This window comes from Thioclava sp. NG1 (genome assembly GCF_003122275.1).
Classification (GTDB): Bacteria; Pseudomonadota; Alphaproteobacteria; order Rhodobacterales; family Rhodobacteraceae; genus Thioclava; species Thioclava nitratireducens.
Map to the genome: position 1 here is coordinate 1 of NZ_QFBB01000011.1, position 16,652 is coordinate 16,652.

General features: G+C 63.6%; 15 protein-coding genes and 1 other RNA gene. 8 read left to right on the forward strand and 8 right to left on the reverse strand.

The genetic code is table 11. The features are described from left to right. The 4 genes from DEM26_RS20725 to DEM26_RS17130 form a co-directional block, all read right to left on the reverse strand. Window positions 1–205: hypothetical protein (locus DEM26_RS20725; RefSeq protein ID WP_233243170.1), on the reverse strand; the 205-nt coding region annotated here is incomplete at its 3' end. A 98-nt stretch (window positions 206–303) separates the two neighbouring features. Beyond that, window positions 304–948 carry a YjbF family lipoprotein gene (locus DEM26_RS17120; RefSeq protein ID WP_109172924.1) on the reverse strand — a complete coding sequence of 215 codons (645 nt, stop codon included), beginning with the start codon at window positions 946–948 and terminating at the stop codon, window positions 304–306. After that, a complete protein-coding gene (locus DEM26_RS17125) occupies window positions 945–3,059 on the reverse strand; it encodes a YjbH domain-containing protein (RefSeq protein ID WP_109172925.1) in 2,115 nt (704 codons plus the stop codon). Before DEM26_RS17125 ends, DEM26_RS17120 begins: the two co-directional genes overlap by 4 nt. Before the next feature lie 138 nt (window positions 3,060–3,197). Next, window positions 3,198–4,628: a mannose-1-phosphate guanylyltransferase/mannose-6-phosphate isomerase gene (locus tag DEM26_RS17130; protein ID WP_109172984.1), complete on the reverse strand. Its 1,431-nt coding sequence runs from the start codon at window positions 4,626–4,628 to the stop codon at window positions 3,198–3,200. A gap of 195 nt (window positions 4,629–4,823) precedes the next feature. Here DEM26_RS17130 and nusG point away from each other — a divergent pair, with 195 nt between their 5' ends. Continuing rightward, window positions 4,824–5,330 (forward strand): transcription termination/antitermination protein NusG, encoded by a 507-nt coding sequence (gene nusG / locus DEM26_RS17135; protein ID WP_088722728.1) that lies wholly within the window; start codon window positions 4,824–4,826, stop codon window positions 5,328–5,330. Between the two features lie 22 nt (window positions 5,331–5,352). Here the strand turns inward: nusG and DEM26_RS17140 are convergent, their stop codons facing one another. Next, window positions 5,353–6,765 (reverse strand): cryptochrome/photolyase family protein, encoded by a 1,413-nt coding sequence (locus DEM26_RS17140; RefSeq protein ID WP_109172926.1) that lies wholly within the window; start codon window positions 6,763–6,765, stop codon window positions 5,353–5,355. Window positions 6,766–6,971: 206 nt separating this feature from the next. Between DEM26_RS17140 and DEM26_RS17145 the strand changes: the two genes are divergently transcribed. Next, window positions 6,972–8,024: an ABC transporter substrate-binding protein gene (locus tag DEM26_RS17145; protein WP_088722726.1), complete on the forward strand. Its 1,053-nt coding sequence runs from the start codon at window positions 6,972–6,974 to the stop codon at window positions 8,022–8,024. Window positions 8,025–8,128: 104 nt separating this feature from the next. After that, window positions 8,129–9,310, forward strand: coding sequence for a hypothetical protein (locus tag DEM26_RS17150; RefSeq protein ID WP_199224693.1), 1,182 nt, complete (start codon window positions 8,129–8,131; stop codon window positions 9,308–9,310). A gap of 18 nt (window positions 9,311–9,328) precedes the next feature. Here DEM26_RS17150 and DEM26_RS17155 read toward each other — a convergent pair whose 3' ends face one another. The 3 genes from DEM26_RS17155 to DEM26_RS17165 are packed head-to-tail and all read right to left on the reverse strand — an operon-like array spanning window position 9,329 to window position 13,061. Beyond that, the gene (locus DEM26_RS17155) at window positions 9,329–10,339 is read right to left on the reverse strand and encodes a sulfotransferase family 2 domain-containing protein (protein ID WP_109172927.1); all 1,011 of its coding nucleotides are present in this window, start codon (window positions 10,337–10,339) and stop codon (window positions 9,329–9,331) included. Further along, window positions 10,336–11,481, reverse strand: a complete 1,146-nt coding sequence (locus DEM26_RS17160; RefSeq protein ID WP_109172928.1) for a glycosyltransferase — start codon at window positions 11,479–11,481, stop codon at window positions 10,336–10,338. Before DEM26_RS17160 ends, DEM26_RS17155 begins: the two co-directional genes overlap by 4 nt. Further along, a complete protein-coding gene (locus DEM26_RS17165) occupies window positions 11,478–13,061 on the reverse strand; it encodes a glycosyltransferase (RefSeq protein ID WP_109172929.1) in 1,584 nt (527 codons plus the stop codon). Before DEM26_RS17165 ends, DEM26_RS17160 begins: the two co-directional genes overlap by 4 nt. Window positions 13,062–13,150: 89 nt before the next feature. Here DEM26_RS17165 and ssrA point away from each other — a divergent pair. The 5 genes from ssrA to fumC all read left to right on the forward strand — a co-directional run bounded on the left by ssrA (window position 13,151) and on the right by fumC (window position 16,469). After that, window positions 13,151–13,506: a transfer-messenger RNA gene (gene ssrA / locus DEM26_RS17170) on the forward strand. A gap of 56 nt (window positions 13,507–13,562) precedes the next feature. Then, on the forward strand, window positions 13,563–14,111 hold the full coding sequence (locus DEM26_RS17175; RefSeq protein ID WP_109172930.1) for a nuclear transport factor 2 family protein: 549 nt from the start codon (window positions 13,563–13,565) through the stop codon (window positions 14,109–14,111). After that, window positions 14,108–14,572, forward strand: coding sequence for an SspB family protein (locus DEM26_RS17180; protein ID WP_075776513.1), 465 nt, complete (start codon window positions 14,108–14,110; stop codon window positions 14,570–14,572). The genes DEM26_RS17175 and DEM26_RS17180 overlap by 4 nt, the downstream gene beginning before the upstream one ends. Before the next feature lie 4 nt (window positions 14,573–14,576). Then, a complete protein-coding gene (locus DEM26_RS17185; RefSeq protein WP_109172931.1) occupies window positions 14,577–14,978 on the forward strand; it encodes an ester cyclase in 402 nt (133 codons plus the stop codon). A 96-nt stretch (window positions 14,979–15,074) separates the two neighbouring features. Further along, entirely contained in the window at window positions 15,075–16,469 is a 1,395-nt protein-coding gene (gene fumC / locus DEM26_RS17190) for a class II fumarate hydratase (protein WP_075776620.1), read from the forward strand. The last annotated feature ends 183 nt before the right edge of the window (window positions 16,470–16,652 follow it).

The window sequence follows — 16,652 nt, forward strand, 5'->3', positions numbered from 1 at the left end:
CCGCCGTGCAGGATACCACGGCCTCACCTTTATTATTGTACACAGCGTCGACCACAGCCGTGTCGCAAACATTATTCGCTTTTGCCCAGGCAACGAGCGCGTCGTGGCTAAGATTGGCCGGCGCTTGCAGGTTCTGGGCCGCACCCGGAAGGGCACCAGCAAGAGTGGCTGCCACTACAACGGCACCCGTAAAGAACTTCGTCATCGAAACCTCCGATCAGGTTGGGATAGGTAAGACATTATTATCTTACATTAATCTTTTGGTGAACCATAGGGTTAATTGATACCCGAGGCCCATTCAGTTTAGTCGAGCACGCCGATCGCGATCTGCCCCACAGTGGGGGAAACCCATTGCCGCCCGGCCTGGATCCGTCCCGTTTCATCGGTCCAGTAAATATTGGTTATTGCCATCTTCGGATTGCGACATTGTTCTTCGTGGCGCAACAATTTCAGCCCTGCGAGGGTTTCATTTCCAGCCGCAGTCATCTTGCAGCCGAGCAACACATAGTCCGCATGATTGTCCGCCGTAAGGAAGCGGTAGGTCCGGCGATAGGCGTCCAACTTGGCGCTGCGAAGGGCGGCGAGCGTCGGCCCCGAATCCGCCGCCATCAGATCGTCGCCCAAGCCGCGGGTTGCGACCACCACGCCCCGATCGACCGACACGGTGATATCGTCTCCGGACCGCCAGGTCTCGACGGTGCCATTCCGCCCGGCCAGAGACAGGGTCGCATTCGCGTCGCGCGACGGAATGACAACTTCGAGCCCGCGCTTCGGAACTGCTCGCGTCACCACCTTCACGCCCACACCTTCACCATTCGTTGCGGATCGCACGGGCGCGCCCTGCCGCACGGCCCCTCCGCCCGTAAGCGTCATCGTGTTGCCCAGTTTGTCGAATTGCGCACAGCCCGCGACCGCCAGCAGCGCCGCGCCGAAAACAAGTGATCTCATCGCCAGAACCGCTCCCAATTTCCGTCGAAGGAGGCAGGCTGATCTTCGCGCACCATCCCGTAAAGCCTGTTGGCCACACCCAACCGCGCCCCGCCGTCGCGCACGATCGGCTGGATCACCGTCGAATAGCGCTGCTTCGTCGGCTGCCCGGTCGCCCAGTGCAGCGGGATGGTGATCATGAAGCCCTTGTCGAACGAGCCCTCGCCGAAATCTTCCGAGGACACATCGGTCTTCGTCGCATAGACCCCGACTTTCCAGCCATTGTCGAAAACGCGCGAGAAGCTCAGCGTCGCGCCCCAGTCGCCGGCGAGGTAACGGCCGACATCGAGCTGCGTATAGAACTGGTCGGTGAACTGATAATAAGCGGATAGATGGCCCGTCGTGACCTCGTAGTCGCGCAGATCGAAGCGCTGGTCGTAGCCGCGCTGGCGTACCCGGTTAAGCTCGGCCCCGAGGGCGAGGCGGCTGTGTTCCGGCGCCCAGAGAAGCTCGGTCGAGACACCCGCGAACATCGGCTCCAGATAGCCGGCCGTCACACGCCCGAAGAGATCGCGTCCCGGACGGAAGAAATAGGCCCCCGTCAGTTCCGGAATCGTCGGACCCGACCCCTTGTAATAGAGCCACGCATCCGAGCGCACATGCGGTAGCACCGAATCCGACGGCCGGTTCGCCTGATCGAGATTGCCGATCACCTTCTGGTTCACGCGCCCCGACAGCAACAGGCCTGGCGCGATCTCGTATTGTGCCTGCACGCTTACACCCAGATCGGCGCGCAACGGATCGTCCGGGTCGAACAGGCCCGGAAGCAAATAAGGGCCGACACCCCAGGAAAAGCGCGGGTAGGTGCCGGGCGCGACCGGCAGCCGAGGGGGCGCGCCGTCGATCTGTGCATGGGCGCGCATCAGTTCGCCGCCGACGGGGTGGAATTCATAGGCCTCGAGGTCGTCCCGACGGATTGTCGTGGTCGAGACGGGCTGCGAATTTTCCGACAGGGTGATCGCGAACCGATCGACCATAGCAGGGGCCTGCGCGCTCAGCACCCGCGCGGCGCGCCCGAGCGCTTCGGGCGGCGCGTTGTATCGGTCGTTGCGAATCTGGATCGCAAGGGTGGAGCCGCTGAGCTTCGCACCTTCCAGCACCAGTCCCTGTTGCGCCAAGGCCGGGCGCAGCTTCGCCGTCAGATAGGCCGGATCGTTCGTCCAGCTTTTCGCCGCCTCGACGCCCGCGCGCGGTACGACCGGCGGCGGTGCATCTTTCAGCCCGCTCGGATGCGCGTTGTGCTTGGGGTTCAGCGCGTAGCTCAATTGCACGCTGAAATCGGTTCCGTAGAGATAGCCCGCCGTGATCGAGGCCTGATCGTTGATCTTGTATTGCGCGGCGATGTTGACCGGGGATTTGCGATCGAAGGTCGGACCGTCCTCGCGCGTATAGGCGTCGGAGGAATATTCCGCCATCAGCCGCAGCCGGTCCGTCGCCTGCCATTCGACGCCCGCAAACAGTGCCGCATCCCCGGTAAACCATTGCTGCGGCTGGAAAGTCCCGCCCTGCGCCCCGGTGCGATCTCCGCGCGTCTTGAAGTGATCGCTCAGCACGCCCAGCGGATTGTCGAAGCCGTTATTCGACCCAAGACGCCCCCAACCGATCCCCGCCGTCGCGCGCAGTTTCGGCGAGATCGACTTGGTCGCCACGACATATTCCCCGGAATAGACCCCGGTGCCGGTCATGTCGTTGATGCCGAACGCCATCGCAGGCCAGAAGCGCCCCTCGTCGAGGAACCGATACTGGATCGAGAAACTGCGATCGTAGAGCGTACCGCCGCCCATGTAGTTCTTGATCGTCGAATATCGGAAGCCAGCCGACAGGCGCGGCGTGATCTGGAACGCGGCCGAGACGCGCGTCTGCCCGGCGAAGGCGAAGACATTGAAGCCAAGTTCCGCATCCTCGCGACTGCCCGCGACGGGCATGTCGATCAGCCCCGGGATGCCATAGCTGTTATAGCCCCAGGCCCTGTCGGCCGATTGCGCGCAGGCGGGGCCGAAGCCGAGACCCGCGAGCGCACTGCTCGCCGTAGCAAAGAAGAGAAAACGGGAGCGGTAGGGGCGCGCCAACATGTCAGGAAAATCCGCCTCGGTCACAATCAATTGGAGACCTAGCAGAGAGTCGCACTCCTCTGAAACGCGAATTGCTGCTTTTCCAAGGAATTGTCACCGATTTGCACTGCCGGGCGGCGACCCGCCGCCGAGCACGTGCTATTCGCCCACTGCGCGCATGTAGACATCTTCGTAGCGGATGATGTCATCTTCCCCGAGATAGGCCCCGGTCTGCACTTCGATCAGAACCATCGGCATCATTCCGGGGTTTTCGAGCCGGTGCGTCTCGCCGATCGGAATGTAGACGGATTCGTTTTCCGTCACGAGGCGCGCTTCCTTGCCAAGCGTCACGAGGGCGGTGCCCTGAACGACGATCCAATGCTCGGCCCGGTGGTGGTGACTTTGCAGACTGAGCGCCGCGCCGGGCTTCACCGTGATCCGCTTCACCTGGAACCGATCGCCGGTGACGAGGCTCTCGAACCCGCCCCAAGGTCGGTGATCGCGCGGGAAGTCTGTCGCCTGCGCAGCGTCGCGGGCCTTGAGCGCGTTAACCGCCGCTTTCACATCCTGCGCGCGCGAGCGATGCGCGACGAGGACCGCGTCGGGCATCGCCACCGCGATCACGTCCTCGAGCCCGATCCCGACCATCTGTAGCCGCGAATCTTCCGAGCGCAGCAGGCTGTCGCGGCAATCGATCGCGGTGGCAGCGCCCGACAGCGCGACCCCGTCGGAACGCGCAGCCGGGGCCGCGCGGCGCACCGCCTCCCAGTCGCCCAGATCCGACCAGCCCGCCTGCACCGGCATCACGGAGACGCAGCCCGCGCGTTCCATGATCGCGTAATCGATCGAGATGTCGGGCGCATCCCCCCAGGTATCCGGGTCGAGTCGGAGAAAACCCAGATCGGCGCGCGCGGCAGCGAATGCCGCCTCGACGCGCGCGAGGAGGCTCGGCGCATGGGTTCGCGCGGCTTCGAGGATCGCGCCCGCGGAAAACAGAAAGAGGCCGGAATTCCATAGGTAATCGCCGCTTTCATAGAGGGCGCGCGCCCGTACGAGATCGGGCTTTTCGATGAACCGGACCAGGGGCACGGGGCCGCCGACGCCTGACTCCTGAGAAGGTTCGAGATATCCATACCCCGTCTCGGCCCGGTCGGGGGTAATGCCAAAGGTCACCAACCGCCCTCCCCGCGCCGCAAGCTCTGCGCCTGCGATCGCCTCCTGAAACGCCTGCGCGTCGGCGATGACATGATCCGAGGGCGCGACCAGCATCAGCGCCTCCTCCCCTGCCTCGCGTCGGAGCCAGAGCGCCGCGGCGAGAATGGCGGGGGCGGTGTTGCGCCCCTCGGGCTCCAGCATCACCGCGCCGGGATCGATGCCGACCGCGGCAAGCTGCTCGGTCGCGATGAAGCGGAAGTCGGATTGTGTGAGCACCAGCGGCGGCGCGAAACCCGCGCCCGACAACCGCTCTGCCGTCGCTTGAAACAGTGTTACCGGCCCTGTCAGTTCGGCGAATTGCTTCGGATAGCTGCGCCGGGACAGCGGCCACAGACGCGTTCCCGACCCGCCCGCTAGAAGAACCGGAGTGATCATGTGCATCCTCCCCATCTCGGCAGGTTTCTCCTGCCATGTCGGAGCTTTGCACGGTCATTCCTAACGCTACGTTAACGACGCTCGGAACCACTTTTGCGCGCATCTTTACGCACGAATTCGCCTTGTCAGATTGACTTGTCAGGCCCTATCCATCAGTCAGCAAAGCACACCCCGGTTGGACAAAAGGCCCAAGCCATGACCGATCAGAGCCCGGCCCGCGCGTGGCATGTGGCGCAGTTCAAGCCCAACAGCGCCGCCATCGCCCGGCGCAATCTGGCGCGCCAGAAGTTCGAGGTTTTCCTGCCGATGATCGAGACGACGCGCCGCCAGTCGGGCAAATTTGTGACCCGCAGCGCGCCGCTCTTTCCAGGCTATCTTTTCCTGCGCGAGACACCTGGCTCGGCGCATCTCGGCGCGGTGAACGGGACGCAGGGGATAACGCGGCTCGTGGCGCTTGCAGGTCGCCCGACGCCGGTGCCCGACGCGATGATCAAGGCGCTGCGCGCGCGCTGCGATACTCAAGATCAAGTTCAGCCGCTGCCGGATTACGCGCCCGGCGATGCGGTCACGCTGGCGACCGGGCCGTTCGCGGATTTTGTGGCGACGGTCGAAAGGGTCGATGCCGAGAGACGGGTCTGGCTGCTGTTGGATTTCATGGGCCGCGAGACCCGGATCAAGGCTACGCCTGACGCCTTGATCTAAGCCCGCGAACCAGCGCTACAGCCTAGCCTTTGTGCTGCTCATACGCGGCCAGGGCGCGCTCCCGCCCTTCCTTGAGATCGATCAGTCGATCGGGATAGTCCTGATCCGGCGTTAGCGCCCAACTCTCTGGGATCGCTTCGAAATAATCCGTCGCCGTCTCGGGCGGATTGGCCTGCCCCTCGGCGATGAAATCCTTCCGGTAGCGCCCGTCCTTATCGAATTTATCCAGCTGCGTCTCCGGATTGAACACGCGGAAATAGGGCGTCGCGTCCGGCCCCGGACCTGCGACCCATTGCCATCCCATCGCGTTGCTTGCCGGATCCCAGTCGATCAGGCAGTCCTCGAACCAGCGCAAGCCCACCCGCCAATCGGTCATCAGGTGCTTGCTGAGATAAGAGGCCACGATCATCCGGGCGCGATTATGCATCGTGCCGGTGACATACATCTCGCGCATCGCCGCATCGACGAAAGGCTCTCCGGTCATACCGCGCCGCCACGCCTCGGCGTCGTTATTGTCGCGCCGCCAGTCGAAGCCGTTCCACTCGTCGCGCCAGTTTCTCTCGGCCATGTCGGGCCAGTGAAAGAACAGGTGCCAGGCGAATTCGCGCCAGACGAGCTCCTTCAGGAAGGTTTCCGCACCGGGGTTGCCCTCGGCCATCTCGCGATAACCGGCATGCCAGATCGTACGCGGGGAGATCTCGCCATAAGTCAGGTTTTCGGACAGGCCCGAGGTACCGCCCGAAGCGGGCACATCACGCTGCGTCTTGTAGGCCGAGAGGCGATCGCGCAGGAAATTCGACAGCCGCGACTGCGCGGCGCGCTCGCCGACATTGACATGTTTCGCAACGATGGCCGCACCGCGCCGCATCGCCGCTCCCATCTTCCAGTCGTCCAGCTTTTTGCTTCTTGGCCAATCACTTGGCGGGCGAAGTTCAGACACTGTCTTAACTTCCGGCGCGACATCCGTGCCCTTCACCGCGTTCCAAAAGGGAGTGTAAACCTTATAGGGGCCGCCGGTCTTGGTCTCCACCGTCCAAGGCTCGAACAGCAGATGCCCGGTGAAGCTTTTTGCCTCGATCCCGTCGTCGGAGAGCGCGGATTTCACCTCCGTATCGGTGTCGCGACCCGGCTTGTCGTAGCGGCGCGACCAATAGACCGCGCCCGCGCCCGTCTCCTCGATCAGCGCACGGAGCACAGTAAGGGGCGCGCCCTTGCGCAGGATCAGCTTCGAGTCTTTCTCCGAGAGGCTTTCCGCAAATGCCTCCACCGCAAGACCGAGCCGCCATTTCGCCGCCGCCCCCAAGGCTTCGACCTGGTCGTCATGGATGAAGACCGGGATCACCGGGGCACCGGTCTTCGCGGCCGCCGCCATCGCCTCATGATCGTGGAATCGGAAGTCGCGCCGCAGCCATAACAGGACGGGGGTGTCACTCATGCTCGTCTCCTTTGCCTCCCTCTCCCTACGCGCCGCGCCCGATCCGGTTCAGTCGCGCCCAAATTTTCCGCATCCGCCCCGCTTGACCATAGCGCCGCACCGTCAAACCCGGCACTCCTGCCTAACGGCCGTGCAAATGCCTCTTGCGAGGGCGAAAAAGCCGCTCTAGCGTTTTCACAAAACGAACACAAAACAGGGAAGATACAATGAAGACTTCTGCTCTCCTTATGGCGGGGATCGCCGTGGCCGCACTGAGCGCGCCCGCGCGGGCCGCCGATCCGGACCTGACTATCTTCGATTGGGCCGGCTTCGAAATCCCGGGCCTGTTCCAGCCCTATATCGACAAATACGGCGACAGCCCGACTTACGCCTTCTACGGCGATGACGACGAGGCCTATCAGAAACTCGCCTCCGGCTTCAAAGCAGATGCGGCGCATCCCTGTTCTCAGATGATCTCGAAATACAAGGACGCCGGGCTGATCGAGCCCTGGGATGTCTCCAAGATCCCGGAGTTCAAGAATATCGACCCCAAATACCTGAACTCGAAGATTTTCGTCGATGACGACAAGAACGTCTGGTATCTGCCGACCGATTGGGGCGCGACCGCGATCGCCTACAATCCCGACAAGGTCCCGGCCGAGGACGTGGCCAGCCTCGATGTCTTCGTGAACCCGAAATATGCGGGCCGCACCTCGCTGCCCGACAGCTCGGACGACGTCTGGGCGCTGGCCTATCTCGCGACCGGCGTGACCGACTGGACCAATGTCACCGACGAGCAGTTCCAGGCCGCCGCCGACTGGCTGCGCGAGGCCAACAAGAACGTGCAATCTTACTGGACCGACCCCTCGCAGCAGGCCCAGCTGATGGCCTCGGGCGAGGTTCTGGTCGCGTGGTCGTGGAATGACGGCGTCGCCTATCTGCAGGACGACAATTATCCGGTCGCCTTCCAGCGCGAGGCGAAAGAGGGCTCGTCGACCTGGTTCTGCGGCTTCGTGAACCTCAAGGACGGTCCCGGCTCGGAAGAAAAGCTTTACGATTTCATGAACGCATGGCTGCGCCCGGAGGCGGGCCCGGTTCTCGTCGACGAGATCGGCTACGGTCACACGAACACCGAGGCGATGAAACTGATCCCGCCGGAGCAGCTGGAAACGGCAGGCCTGACCGAGATCAACGCGCCTGTCCTCGCACAGACGCCGAACTCGCCGGAGCTGCGAGAAAAGCAACTGGCCGAGTTCGAGAAGATCAAGGCTGGCTTCTGATCACTGCGCCGAATACGTCACAACCCGAGGGCCGCGTCTGACGCGGCCCTTTCTAATTGCCCCCCTCGTGCTAGCTGCGTGCAACCGACCATTTGAGACCGACCATGATCCTCGACGCAGCCATTCTCATTCTCGCCCTGATCGTCCTTGCCGCGATGTTCCTGCCGCAGCTACGCGACCTGCCGCGCTGGCGCGCCATGGTGACGCCGCTGGCCTCGATCATCGGCTCGGGCTTCCTGGTGCTGGGGCCGATCCTAGAGGTGCGCTACGGCAGTTTCGCGCCGCTTGCGATGGCGGCCTTGTGTGGCTTGGGATGGCTGTTCGGCGCGGCCGTGCGCGCCAATATCCGCGCCGAGGACGTGCCCGACACCCGCGCCGTCAAGCGCATCGAAGAGGTGGCACAGCTCGCACTCGCCTTCGCCTATGTCATCTCGGTCGCCTATTACCTCAACCTGTTCGGGGCCTTCGCGGTTTCGCTTACGCCGTGGAACACGGATTTCGCGGCGCGCGCGGTGACGACGACGATGCTCGCCATCGTCGCGATCGCCGGGTTCTCGGGCGGGTTCAAACGGCTCGAGCAGATGGAATATGCCTCGGTCGCACTCAAGCTCGCGATCATCGCGGGACTGATCCTCGGCCTTGCGGTCTATTTCGGCAAGGTCGCCGTCGCGGGCGATCTTGTGGTCGATGCGCCGACGCTGGGCCCGTGGGACTCTTTACGGCTGCTCTTCGGCCTGATCGTGACCGTGCAGGGGTTCGAGACCGCGCGCTATCTGGGCAAGAGCTACGATGCCGACACCCGGGTCGCTGCGATGAAATGGGCGCAGATGCTCGCGACCGCGATCTACATGGTCTATATCGCGCTGCTGGCTTACATCTTCACGCCCAACGCCCATAACCTGACCGAGACCGCGATCATCGACATGATGCGCGTCGTCGCCCCGATCCTGCCGGCCATGCTGGTAGCCGCGGCGCTGGCCGCGCAGTTCTCCGCTGCCGTGGCCGATACCGGTGGCGCGGGCGGTCTGATCGCGGAATTCTCGCGTGGGAAAATCCCGCAAAAGGCGGCCTACCCGGTGTTGATCGGCGCGGGCATCGTGCTGACCTGGACGACCGACCTGTTCCAGATCATCTCCTACGCCTCGCGCGCCTTCGCGGGCTATTACGCGCTGCAAGCAGTGCTGGCCGCACTGCAAACCGAAGGGACGAAGCGCCACGCGTTCTGGGCACTTGCTGCGCTTGGGGTTGCGATCACGCTTCTGGGCATCCCGGCCGAAGGCGACTGAGGCGCCTATCCGGCCAAGCTAGCTCTCGGCCAGCGCCTGCGCATGCAGCCGCGCATCGAGCGCATAGTAATCCCCTATGAAGCCGCTAATATCGTCCGTCAGGAACGCCTCGTAAGGCGGGGTGCGCGCCGCCATCCAGTCCCCCGGCAGCGCATCGGAGAGATCGCGCGTCGGCGTCCCGCGTGTCTTTTGCGCCGCATTGGTCAGCCCGAGCCGGATCTCGTGCAGATCCTCCGGCAGGCGCTCACGCAGGAAGGCCTCGAAACTCTCGATCTTTTCCAGCGCGAAGAGCCTGTCCCAGCGGCGATTTTGCAGGTAGCTCCACTGTGCCGCCCAGTGGCTGTCCTGCACCTCGCGCGCAGTGGCGTTGATGTAGAAACAGAATTGGCGAAAGCTCAGCCCGCGCTCGACCATCTCCCGGTCCGGCGCGTCTCCCCCCGCGAAGAACGCATAGACCGACCGGGTATGATGGAGCACCGAGTCGTGCATTCGGTTGCGCCCGAACTTGTCGCAATAGCAGCTGACGAGCCGATCGACGGGATCGCGCAGAAGCGCGACCGAGACCCAATCCGGCGCGTGATCAACGCGGGCGCGTGCGGCGAAGGCCCAGTGGCGTGCCTGCATGCGGCTCTGTCCGGAATCGAGCCAGTAATGCGACATGCCCGGCTCGGGTCGTCCATCGCCCACCAACCGCAGAGCCCAATCCTTGACCGAGGTATTGGCGACCTTCGCGATCGGGCAGAACACCGCCCGCGCCGGCGCAATGTAGAGCATCGCGCCATCGTACTGGCTACGATCCTGATCGCGCAGAAGCCGGGCCTTGCGTCGATATTCCTCCGACCCGCGCAACTCCCGCTCGACATCGGCCACGCTCGCGCGCCGCTCTTTCAACGCGGCCTGCGCCCGCGCTTTCGCAGGCCGCCCGAGATAGGCCTGAAACAACGTGTCGATCGCGTCAGGCGTGGCGCGCATTTGCGCGGCCAGTTCCGGATCGGCAAAGGCGACGGGCTGCAGGGATAAATCCGTCATGCGGCGAGACTTTCATAGCGGGACATCAGAGGCGCGAGCTGCGCGGGCCAGCCATATTGCGCCACGTCTTCGGGGCGGCGCTGCGAGCCGATCGCCCCCGTCATGGCATCGCGCAACAAGCGACGAAACTGCACAGGATCGTCCGCGACATGAACGCCGCTCAGCCCCTCCGCGTCTTCAAACCCGCGCATCGCGGGACGCATCGCGACGACGGGCTTGCAGGACAAAAGCGCCTCCGCGGTCTTGAGATTGGTGCCGCCTCCCTCGGTGATCGGCAGGCAGATGGCGCGGGCGTGATGCAGAAGACCACTCAAGGTTTCTTCCGCCACCACGCCCAGGGGCGTGACGAATTCCGCGTTCATCTGCGCGTAACGTTCATAGCGGGCGTCGGTGGTAATAAGGTGGGTCATCGCCCCCGCGACGGCGAGACGGCTACGCGGCGGAAGGAACCCCGGAATTTCGCCAAAAGACGCCCAATAGCCCGTGGCGTTCGGCGGATGCGCTGAGCCCGCAACGAGTGCGTAAGCCCCATCCAACGGTGCGGGTGGACGCGCCTCGGGATCGGGCGCCCAGCAGCCGTTCGGAGCCACGACGATCGCCGGCGCGCCCGGCTGGCACGCGAAGTGCCGTGCATCGGCCTCGCAGACCGCGATGACCAGATCGGCCGCCGCGACGAGCGCCGCTTCGAGCGCTTCCGCCTGCGCGCGCCAATGTGGGTCGATCAGCGCCGCCTCGACATTATGGGCGGAATAGATGAGCCGGGCGAGGCGCAGGATGGGGTCGCGTTCCAGCGCTTCGGCGAAAAGCGGATAGAGCCAGGGATGCTCGAACTGCACCGCGTCGGGTGCGAAATCGCGCAACTCGCCGATCAGCCCGGGGATCAATGGATGAGCGGCGAGAGCGTCCGATATATGCAGATCCTCTCGGCGCTGCGGATCGTGGAGACGCGACAGCAGCGCCATCGGCACCGCCGTACGTTGCTCGTCCGGGGAGCCGTCGGGATAGCCGCGCGTCGAATAGATCGGGACATAGCGAAAGATATGCCCCGCCGCCCGCGCCTGCCGCGCGATCGCTGCGACCCGGCGCTGACCGCCATGTAGCGGGCGGTGGATCGGATAATGACCGAAAGCGGCGATCTTCATGCGGCGTCCTCCCGGTAGGTCGTGGCGTTTTCGGAAAGCGCGTAGGATGTGGCGGGACGTGAAGATTTCTCCGACGGGTCCACGTCGAAGCCTTCGGTCAACGCCACTCGAAAATCAGCCCATCTATGCGGCTTGAACCGCTCCACATGCGCGCAGGCCGCGCGATAGGCCGCCTCGTCCACCATCAGCGCCTCGGCGCGCGCAAGCCAGCGCTCGCCCTCGAACAGACCGATCGCCTCGGAGGCCCCGCCCCCGGCTTCGATCAGCGCCGGCGCATCCGACGTGAGACAGGGTTTGCCATGCAGCAACGATTCCACGACTGGCAGGCCCCACCCTTCGTAATGGGAGGGGTAGATGGTGAAGCGACAGTTGCCGTAGAGCACCTGCAACTCGGCATCGTCCACATCGTCGAGGATGCGGATCGCGCCATGCGGCAGGCCGGGATCGGCGCGCACCATCGTGAGCAGCGGGTCGATGGACCAACCGGGCTGCCCCACCCAGACCAAGGGCAAGACATCGCCGCCGTGCCGCGCACACAGCTCCCGCCAGAGGCGATAGGCGAATGCGTGGTTCTTGCGCGGCTCTTGCGTGCCGACCATGAGGGCGTAACGCCCGGGCTCCAGGCTTCGGTGCGCGAAGATTCCCGCGAGATTGTCCGCGGGCGTAGTTCGCGGCAGCGCATCGGCACCGAGGGCAACGACACGCACGTGGGTCGGGTCCAACTCGGGGTAGCCGCAGCGGGCGGTGTAGGCGAGCAGATCGCACCGCGTCACCTCTGAATTCGTCCAGATCCGATCCACCCCCCAGAGCATCCAATGCAGCGCGGGCGGAAAAGTCTTGCGCGTAGTGGGTTCGGCGACATGCCCCCAGAGGATCGGGATCAGGTCATGAATGTAGTAGCTCAGCCGCCAGCCGTGGGACTGGCGCATCTCATAGGCCGCGCGGTAGCGCGCGTCGCCCCAGAATCCGCCGGCCGAGACATAGTCACTCACTTCCTCGGGCGAAATCCGGTTTCGATCGGCGCAGATCTCGTCATGGACCGTATCGATGAGCCCGTAATGCGCCCGGTGATTGAGCGCATCAAGCGCGCGGATGCGCGGCGCGATAGGCGGAGCGATCCGCTCGAGCCGTACGAGCCAGCGGCGCATCTGGGCATATTCGTCACCGCTCAGCCGCAGCAATTCCTCCGCCGCGGCGCTCTCACGCCGCGCACGAAGGGCAGCTTCGCTTGGTCTTTCGCCCTGCCCCGAGTCGCGTCCGACCGCCCGCAATCTGCGCGAGACTCGGCAGACAAACCGCCCGATCCGCGCCCATGACCGCCAGCGGCGCGGCGCGGTGAGGGCGCGCGCAGGCGCCTCCGGCTGAAAACCGTTGCGAAAGATGACCTCTTCGAAGATCGCCTGAGGGATGCGATAGAACCCGCCACGCGCCTCGTCATAGATCACTGGCACCGTCCGCACGCCGAAGTGCGCGGCAAACGCCCGCCAGACCTCATGTTCCACCCGAAGGATGCCCATGGGGCGCCAATGGCGGAACTGATAGCTCGTGCTGAGATCGATCAGGATCGTCTTGTCGCGCATCGCGCCCCTCCATGGCCAGTTCTTGACCCGACTCGAGCTATAGCGTGCTGCCAGTTCACGTCCGGTTAATGCGCATTCATCCCATCCGACGCCTTGAAGCGCCCCAATCTTCCCCCTATATTCCAAAGCGTTCCCGGCAACGGGGACTATGGGCATAAACGCGCATGTAATAAGCGGATCGGACCCGGGGGCGGTACCCGGCGGCTCCACCAATCAACCCTCGTTGGGGGAGAATGGGGCCGAAATAGGATCGACGAACGTGTAAAGATGTTTGCTTTGTCCCGGTGAGCCACCACCGTTATCGGTGCAAATTGTACAGTTGCCAACGACAACCGTGCTCCGGTCGCTCTGGCTGCGTAAGCAGCTCGGGTAACCGAAACTTAACTCCTTGCGCTTAGCCGCGTAAGGCGGGGCCCGCAGGAGCCTTGCAACAGAATCCTGCATTTCTTCCCCCCTTTGTTCATTCGATCACCGTAAACCGGTTTGATATTCGTGCCTGCAATGCTCACCCGAAAGGATCGGCTGGACGAGATCGACGGGTTGTTTGACGCGGATGTCTTGACCAAAGGACCGATCTCTGAGCTCGAGATTCGACCGGAGGTTTTCGGCGAACGGGTGCCGGCGTTGCGGGCGCATTTACACGGAATTCAGATAGCCGTGCTACGCCATGTCGAATGCGGCGAATGGCTCTGGACGCTTCTGAAAGTCGCGGGAAAATCCGCGCAGACCGCGCGTTCGGTGGGGTTTACCGGACAATTGGCCATGCGATTTCGCGGAGAAAAAATCGTGGAAGCTTACAACACTCACGACGTGATCACGCTGTTCGAGGGCTTGGAACTGATGCCCCCGACAGGGTCGCGCTCTGCCTATCCGGGGAGATGCTGGAGTAAGCAGAAACGCTACCCCGTCTCGCCTCTAGGATGCAAAAGCATCGATCGCGACGAGGCTGGCGCGTCCCCGCAAAGTCGCGCTTCGCGCTCCCTCGCCCGCCTTGCGGCCCGCCAAGAATCCCCTATGCTTGAGGCCGAGAAGAAAGGGACTTGGCCATGACGCAATCCATTGATTACGGAAACCTGATGCATCACGCGATGCGCGGGCTGATCCAGACAGTGCTGAGCGACATCGCGGCGAATGGCCTGCCCGGTGAACACCACTTTTTCATCACCTTCGATACCCGTCATCCCGACGCCGAACTCGCCGATTGGCTGCGCGAACGGTACCCCGAGGAAATGACGATCGTCATCCAGAATTGGTATGACAATTTCGAAGTGGGCGAGGACGGTTTCTCGATCACGCTGAACTTCGGCAATTCGCCCGAGCCGCTCTATGTGCCGCTCGACGCGATCACCACCTTCGTCGATCCCTCGGTAGAGTTCGGCCTGCGTTTCGAGACGCAGGAATATGACGACGAAGACGAGTTCGAAGAGGAAGAGGTGGCCGAGGAAGAAGAGGCGGCCCCCGCCGCGCGTGGCGAGGCCGAGGTCGTGAGCCTCGATCAATTCCGCAAGTAACCCGGTGGCGTCGGAGCCTCCGGACCGCGAAGCGCTTCTGTCGCTTTATCGCGGCTATCTGACTTGCCTGAACGAACAGGACTGGGCGCGTCTCGGTGATTTCGTGCATCCCGAGGTCACTCATAATGCGCGCCCACTTGGCCTCGCGGGCTACCGGGAGATGCTCGAGGGTGACCATCGCGCGATCCCCGACCTTCATTTCGATGCGGAAACGCTTGCGGCCGATCCGCCAGTGATCGCAGCACGGCTGCGCTTCGACTGCACGCCCGTGGGAATGCTCTTCGATCTGCCGGTGAATGGCCGCCGCGTGAGGTTCGACGAGCATGTCTTCTATCGCGTTGCAGATGGCCGCATCCGCGAGGTGCATTCGCTGATCGACCGGGATGCGATCGCCGCACAGATCTGAGAGCCGCGCCAAGTATACCTCCGTATACCGTTGCAAAATTCCTTCGCGGGCCCTATCAGTGCGTGCGAAAGATTGCGCGCAATCATGGAGGCCCAGATGACCGCGACCCGCACCGAAACCGACAGCTTCGGCCCGCTTGAAGTTCCTGCAGACAAATATTGGGGCGCGCAGACGCAGCGCTCGATCATGAACTTCCCGATCGGATGGGAGCGCCAGCCGGTCCCGATCATCCGCGCGCTCGGCGTGATCAAGAAAGCCTGCGCGATGGCCAACAAGGCGCAGGGCAAGCTGGACGCGAAGATCGCCGATGCGATCATCGAGGCGGCCGGCGAAGTGATCGAAGGCAAGTTCGACGACAACTTCCCCCTCGTGGTCTGGCAGACCGGATCGGGTACGCAGTCGAACATGAACGCCAACGAGGTGATCTCGAACCGCGCGATCGAAATTCTGGGCGGCGAGATGGGCTCGAAAGACCCGGTCCACCCGAACGATCACTGCAACATGGGGCAGTCCTCGAACGACACTTTCCCGACCGCGATGCATGTCGGGATCGCGATGCAGGCGCGCGACGTGCTGCTGCCCGGTCTGCGCAAACTGCACGCGGCGCTGGAAGCCAAGTCCGAGGACTTCAAGGACATCATCAAGATCGGTCGCACCCACACGCAGGACGCGACGCCGCTGACCCTCGGCCAGGAATTCTCCGGCTACGCCCATCAGGTGAAGAAGGGAATCGAGCGCGTCGAAGCCTCACTCGGCGACATCTACGAACTGGCCCAAGGCGGCACCGCCGTCGGTACCGGTCTGAACACCCAAGTCGGTTGGGCCGAGACGGTGGCGGCGAATATGGCCGAGATTACCGACCTGCCTTTCGTCACCGCGCCGAACAAGTTCGAAGCGCTCGCCGCGCATGACGCGATGGTCATGTTCTCGGGCGCGCTGAAAACCGTGGCCGCCTCGCTCTTCAAGATCGCCAACGACATCCGCCTGCTGGGCTCTGGCCCGCGCTGCGGCCTGGGCGAGCTGATCCTGCCGGAAAACGAGCCGGGCTCCTCGATCATGCCGGGCAAGGTGAACCCGACGCAGGCCGAAGCGCTGACCATGGTCTGCGCCCATGTCATGGGCAATGACGCGGCCATCGGTTTCGCCGGCTCGCAAGGCCATTTCGAGCTCAACGTCTACAACCCGATGATGAGCTACAACGTGCTGCAATCCATGCAGCTTCTGGGCGACAGCGCCTCGGCCTTCACCGACAACATGGTTGCCGGCATCGAGGCCAACGAGCCGCGCATCGAGAAACTGCTGCACGAGTCGCTGATGCTGGTCACCGCGCTCGCGCCGACGATCGGCTACGACAACGCGACCAAGGTCGCGAAGACCGCGCATAAGAACGGCACCACGTTGAAGGAGGAGGCGATCAAGCTTGGCTTCGTCGACGAGGAAACCTTCGACAAGGTCGTCCGCCCCGAGCAGATGATCGGCCCGAAAGCCTGATCCAGCTTCCATGAATGACGAAGGGCGGCCCGGTGGCCGCCCTTTTCATTGGGGGGCTCTGCCCCCGCGCTTTCAGCGCTCCCCCGGGATATTTCGGCAAGCCCGATGCAGCCATGTCCGTTCGGGCTTGTCTAAATATCCCGGGGTGAATGTCGAAGGCAGAGGGGTAGCGCCCCTGCCCGG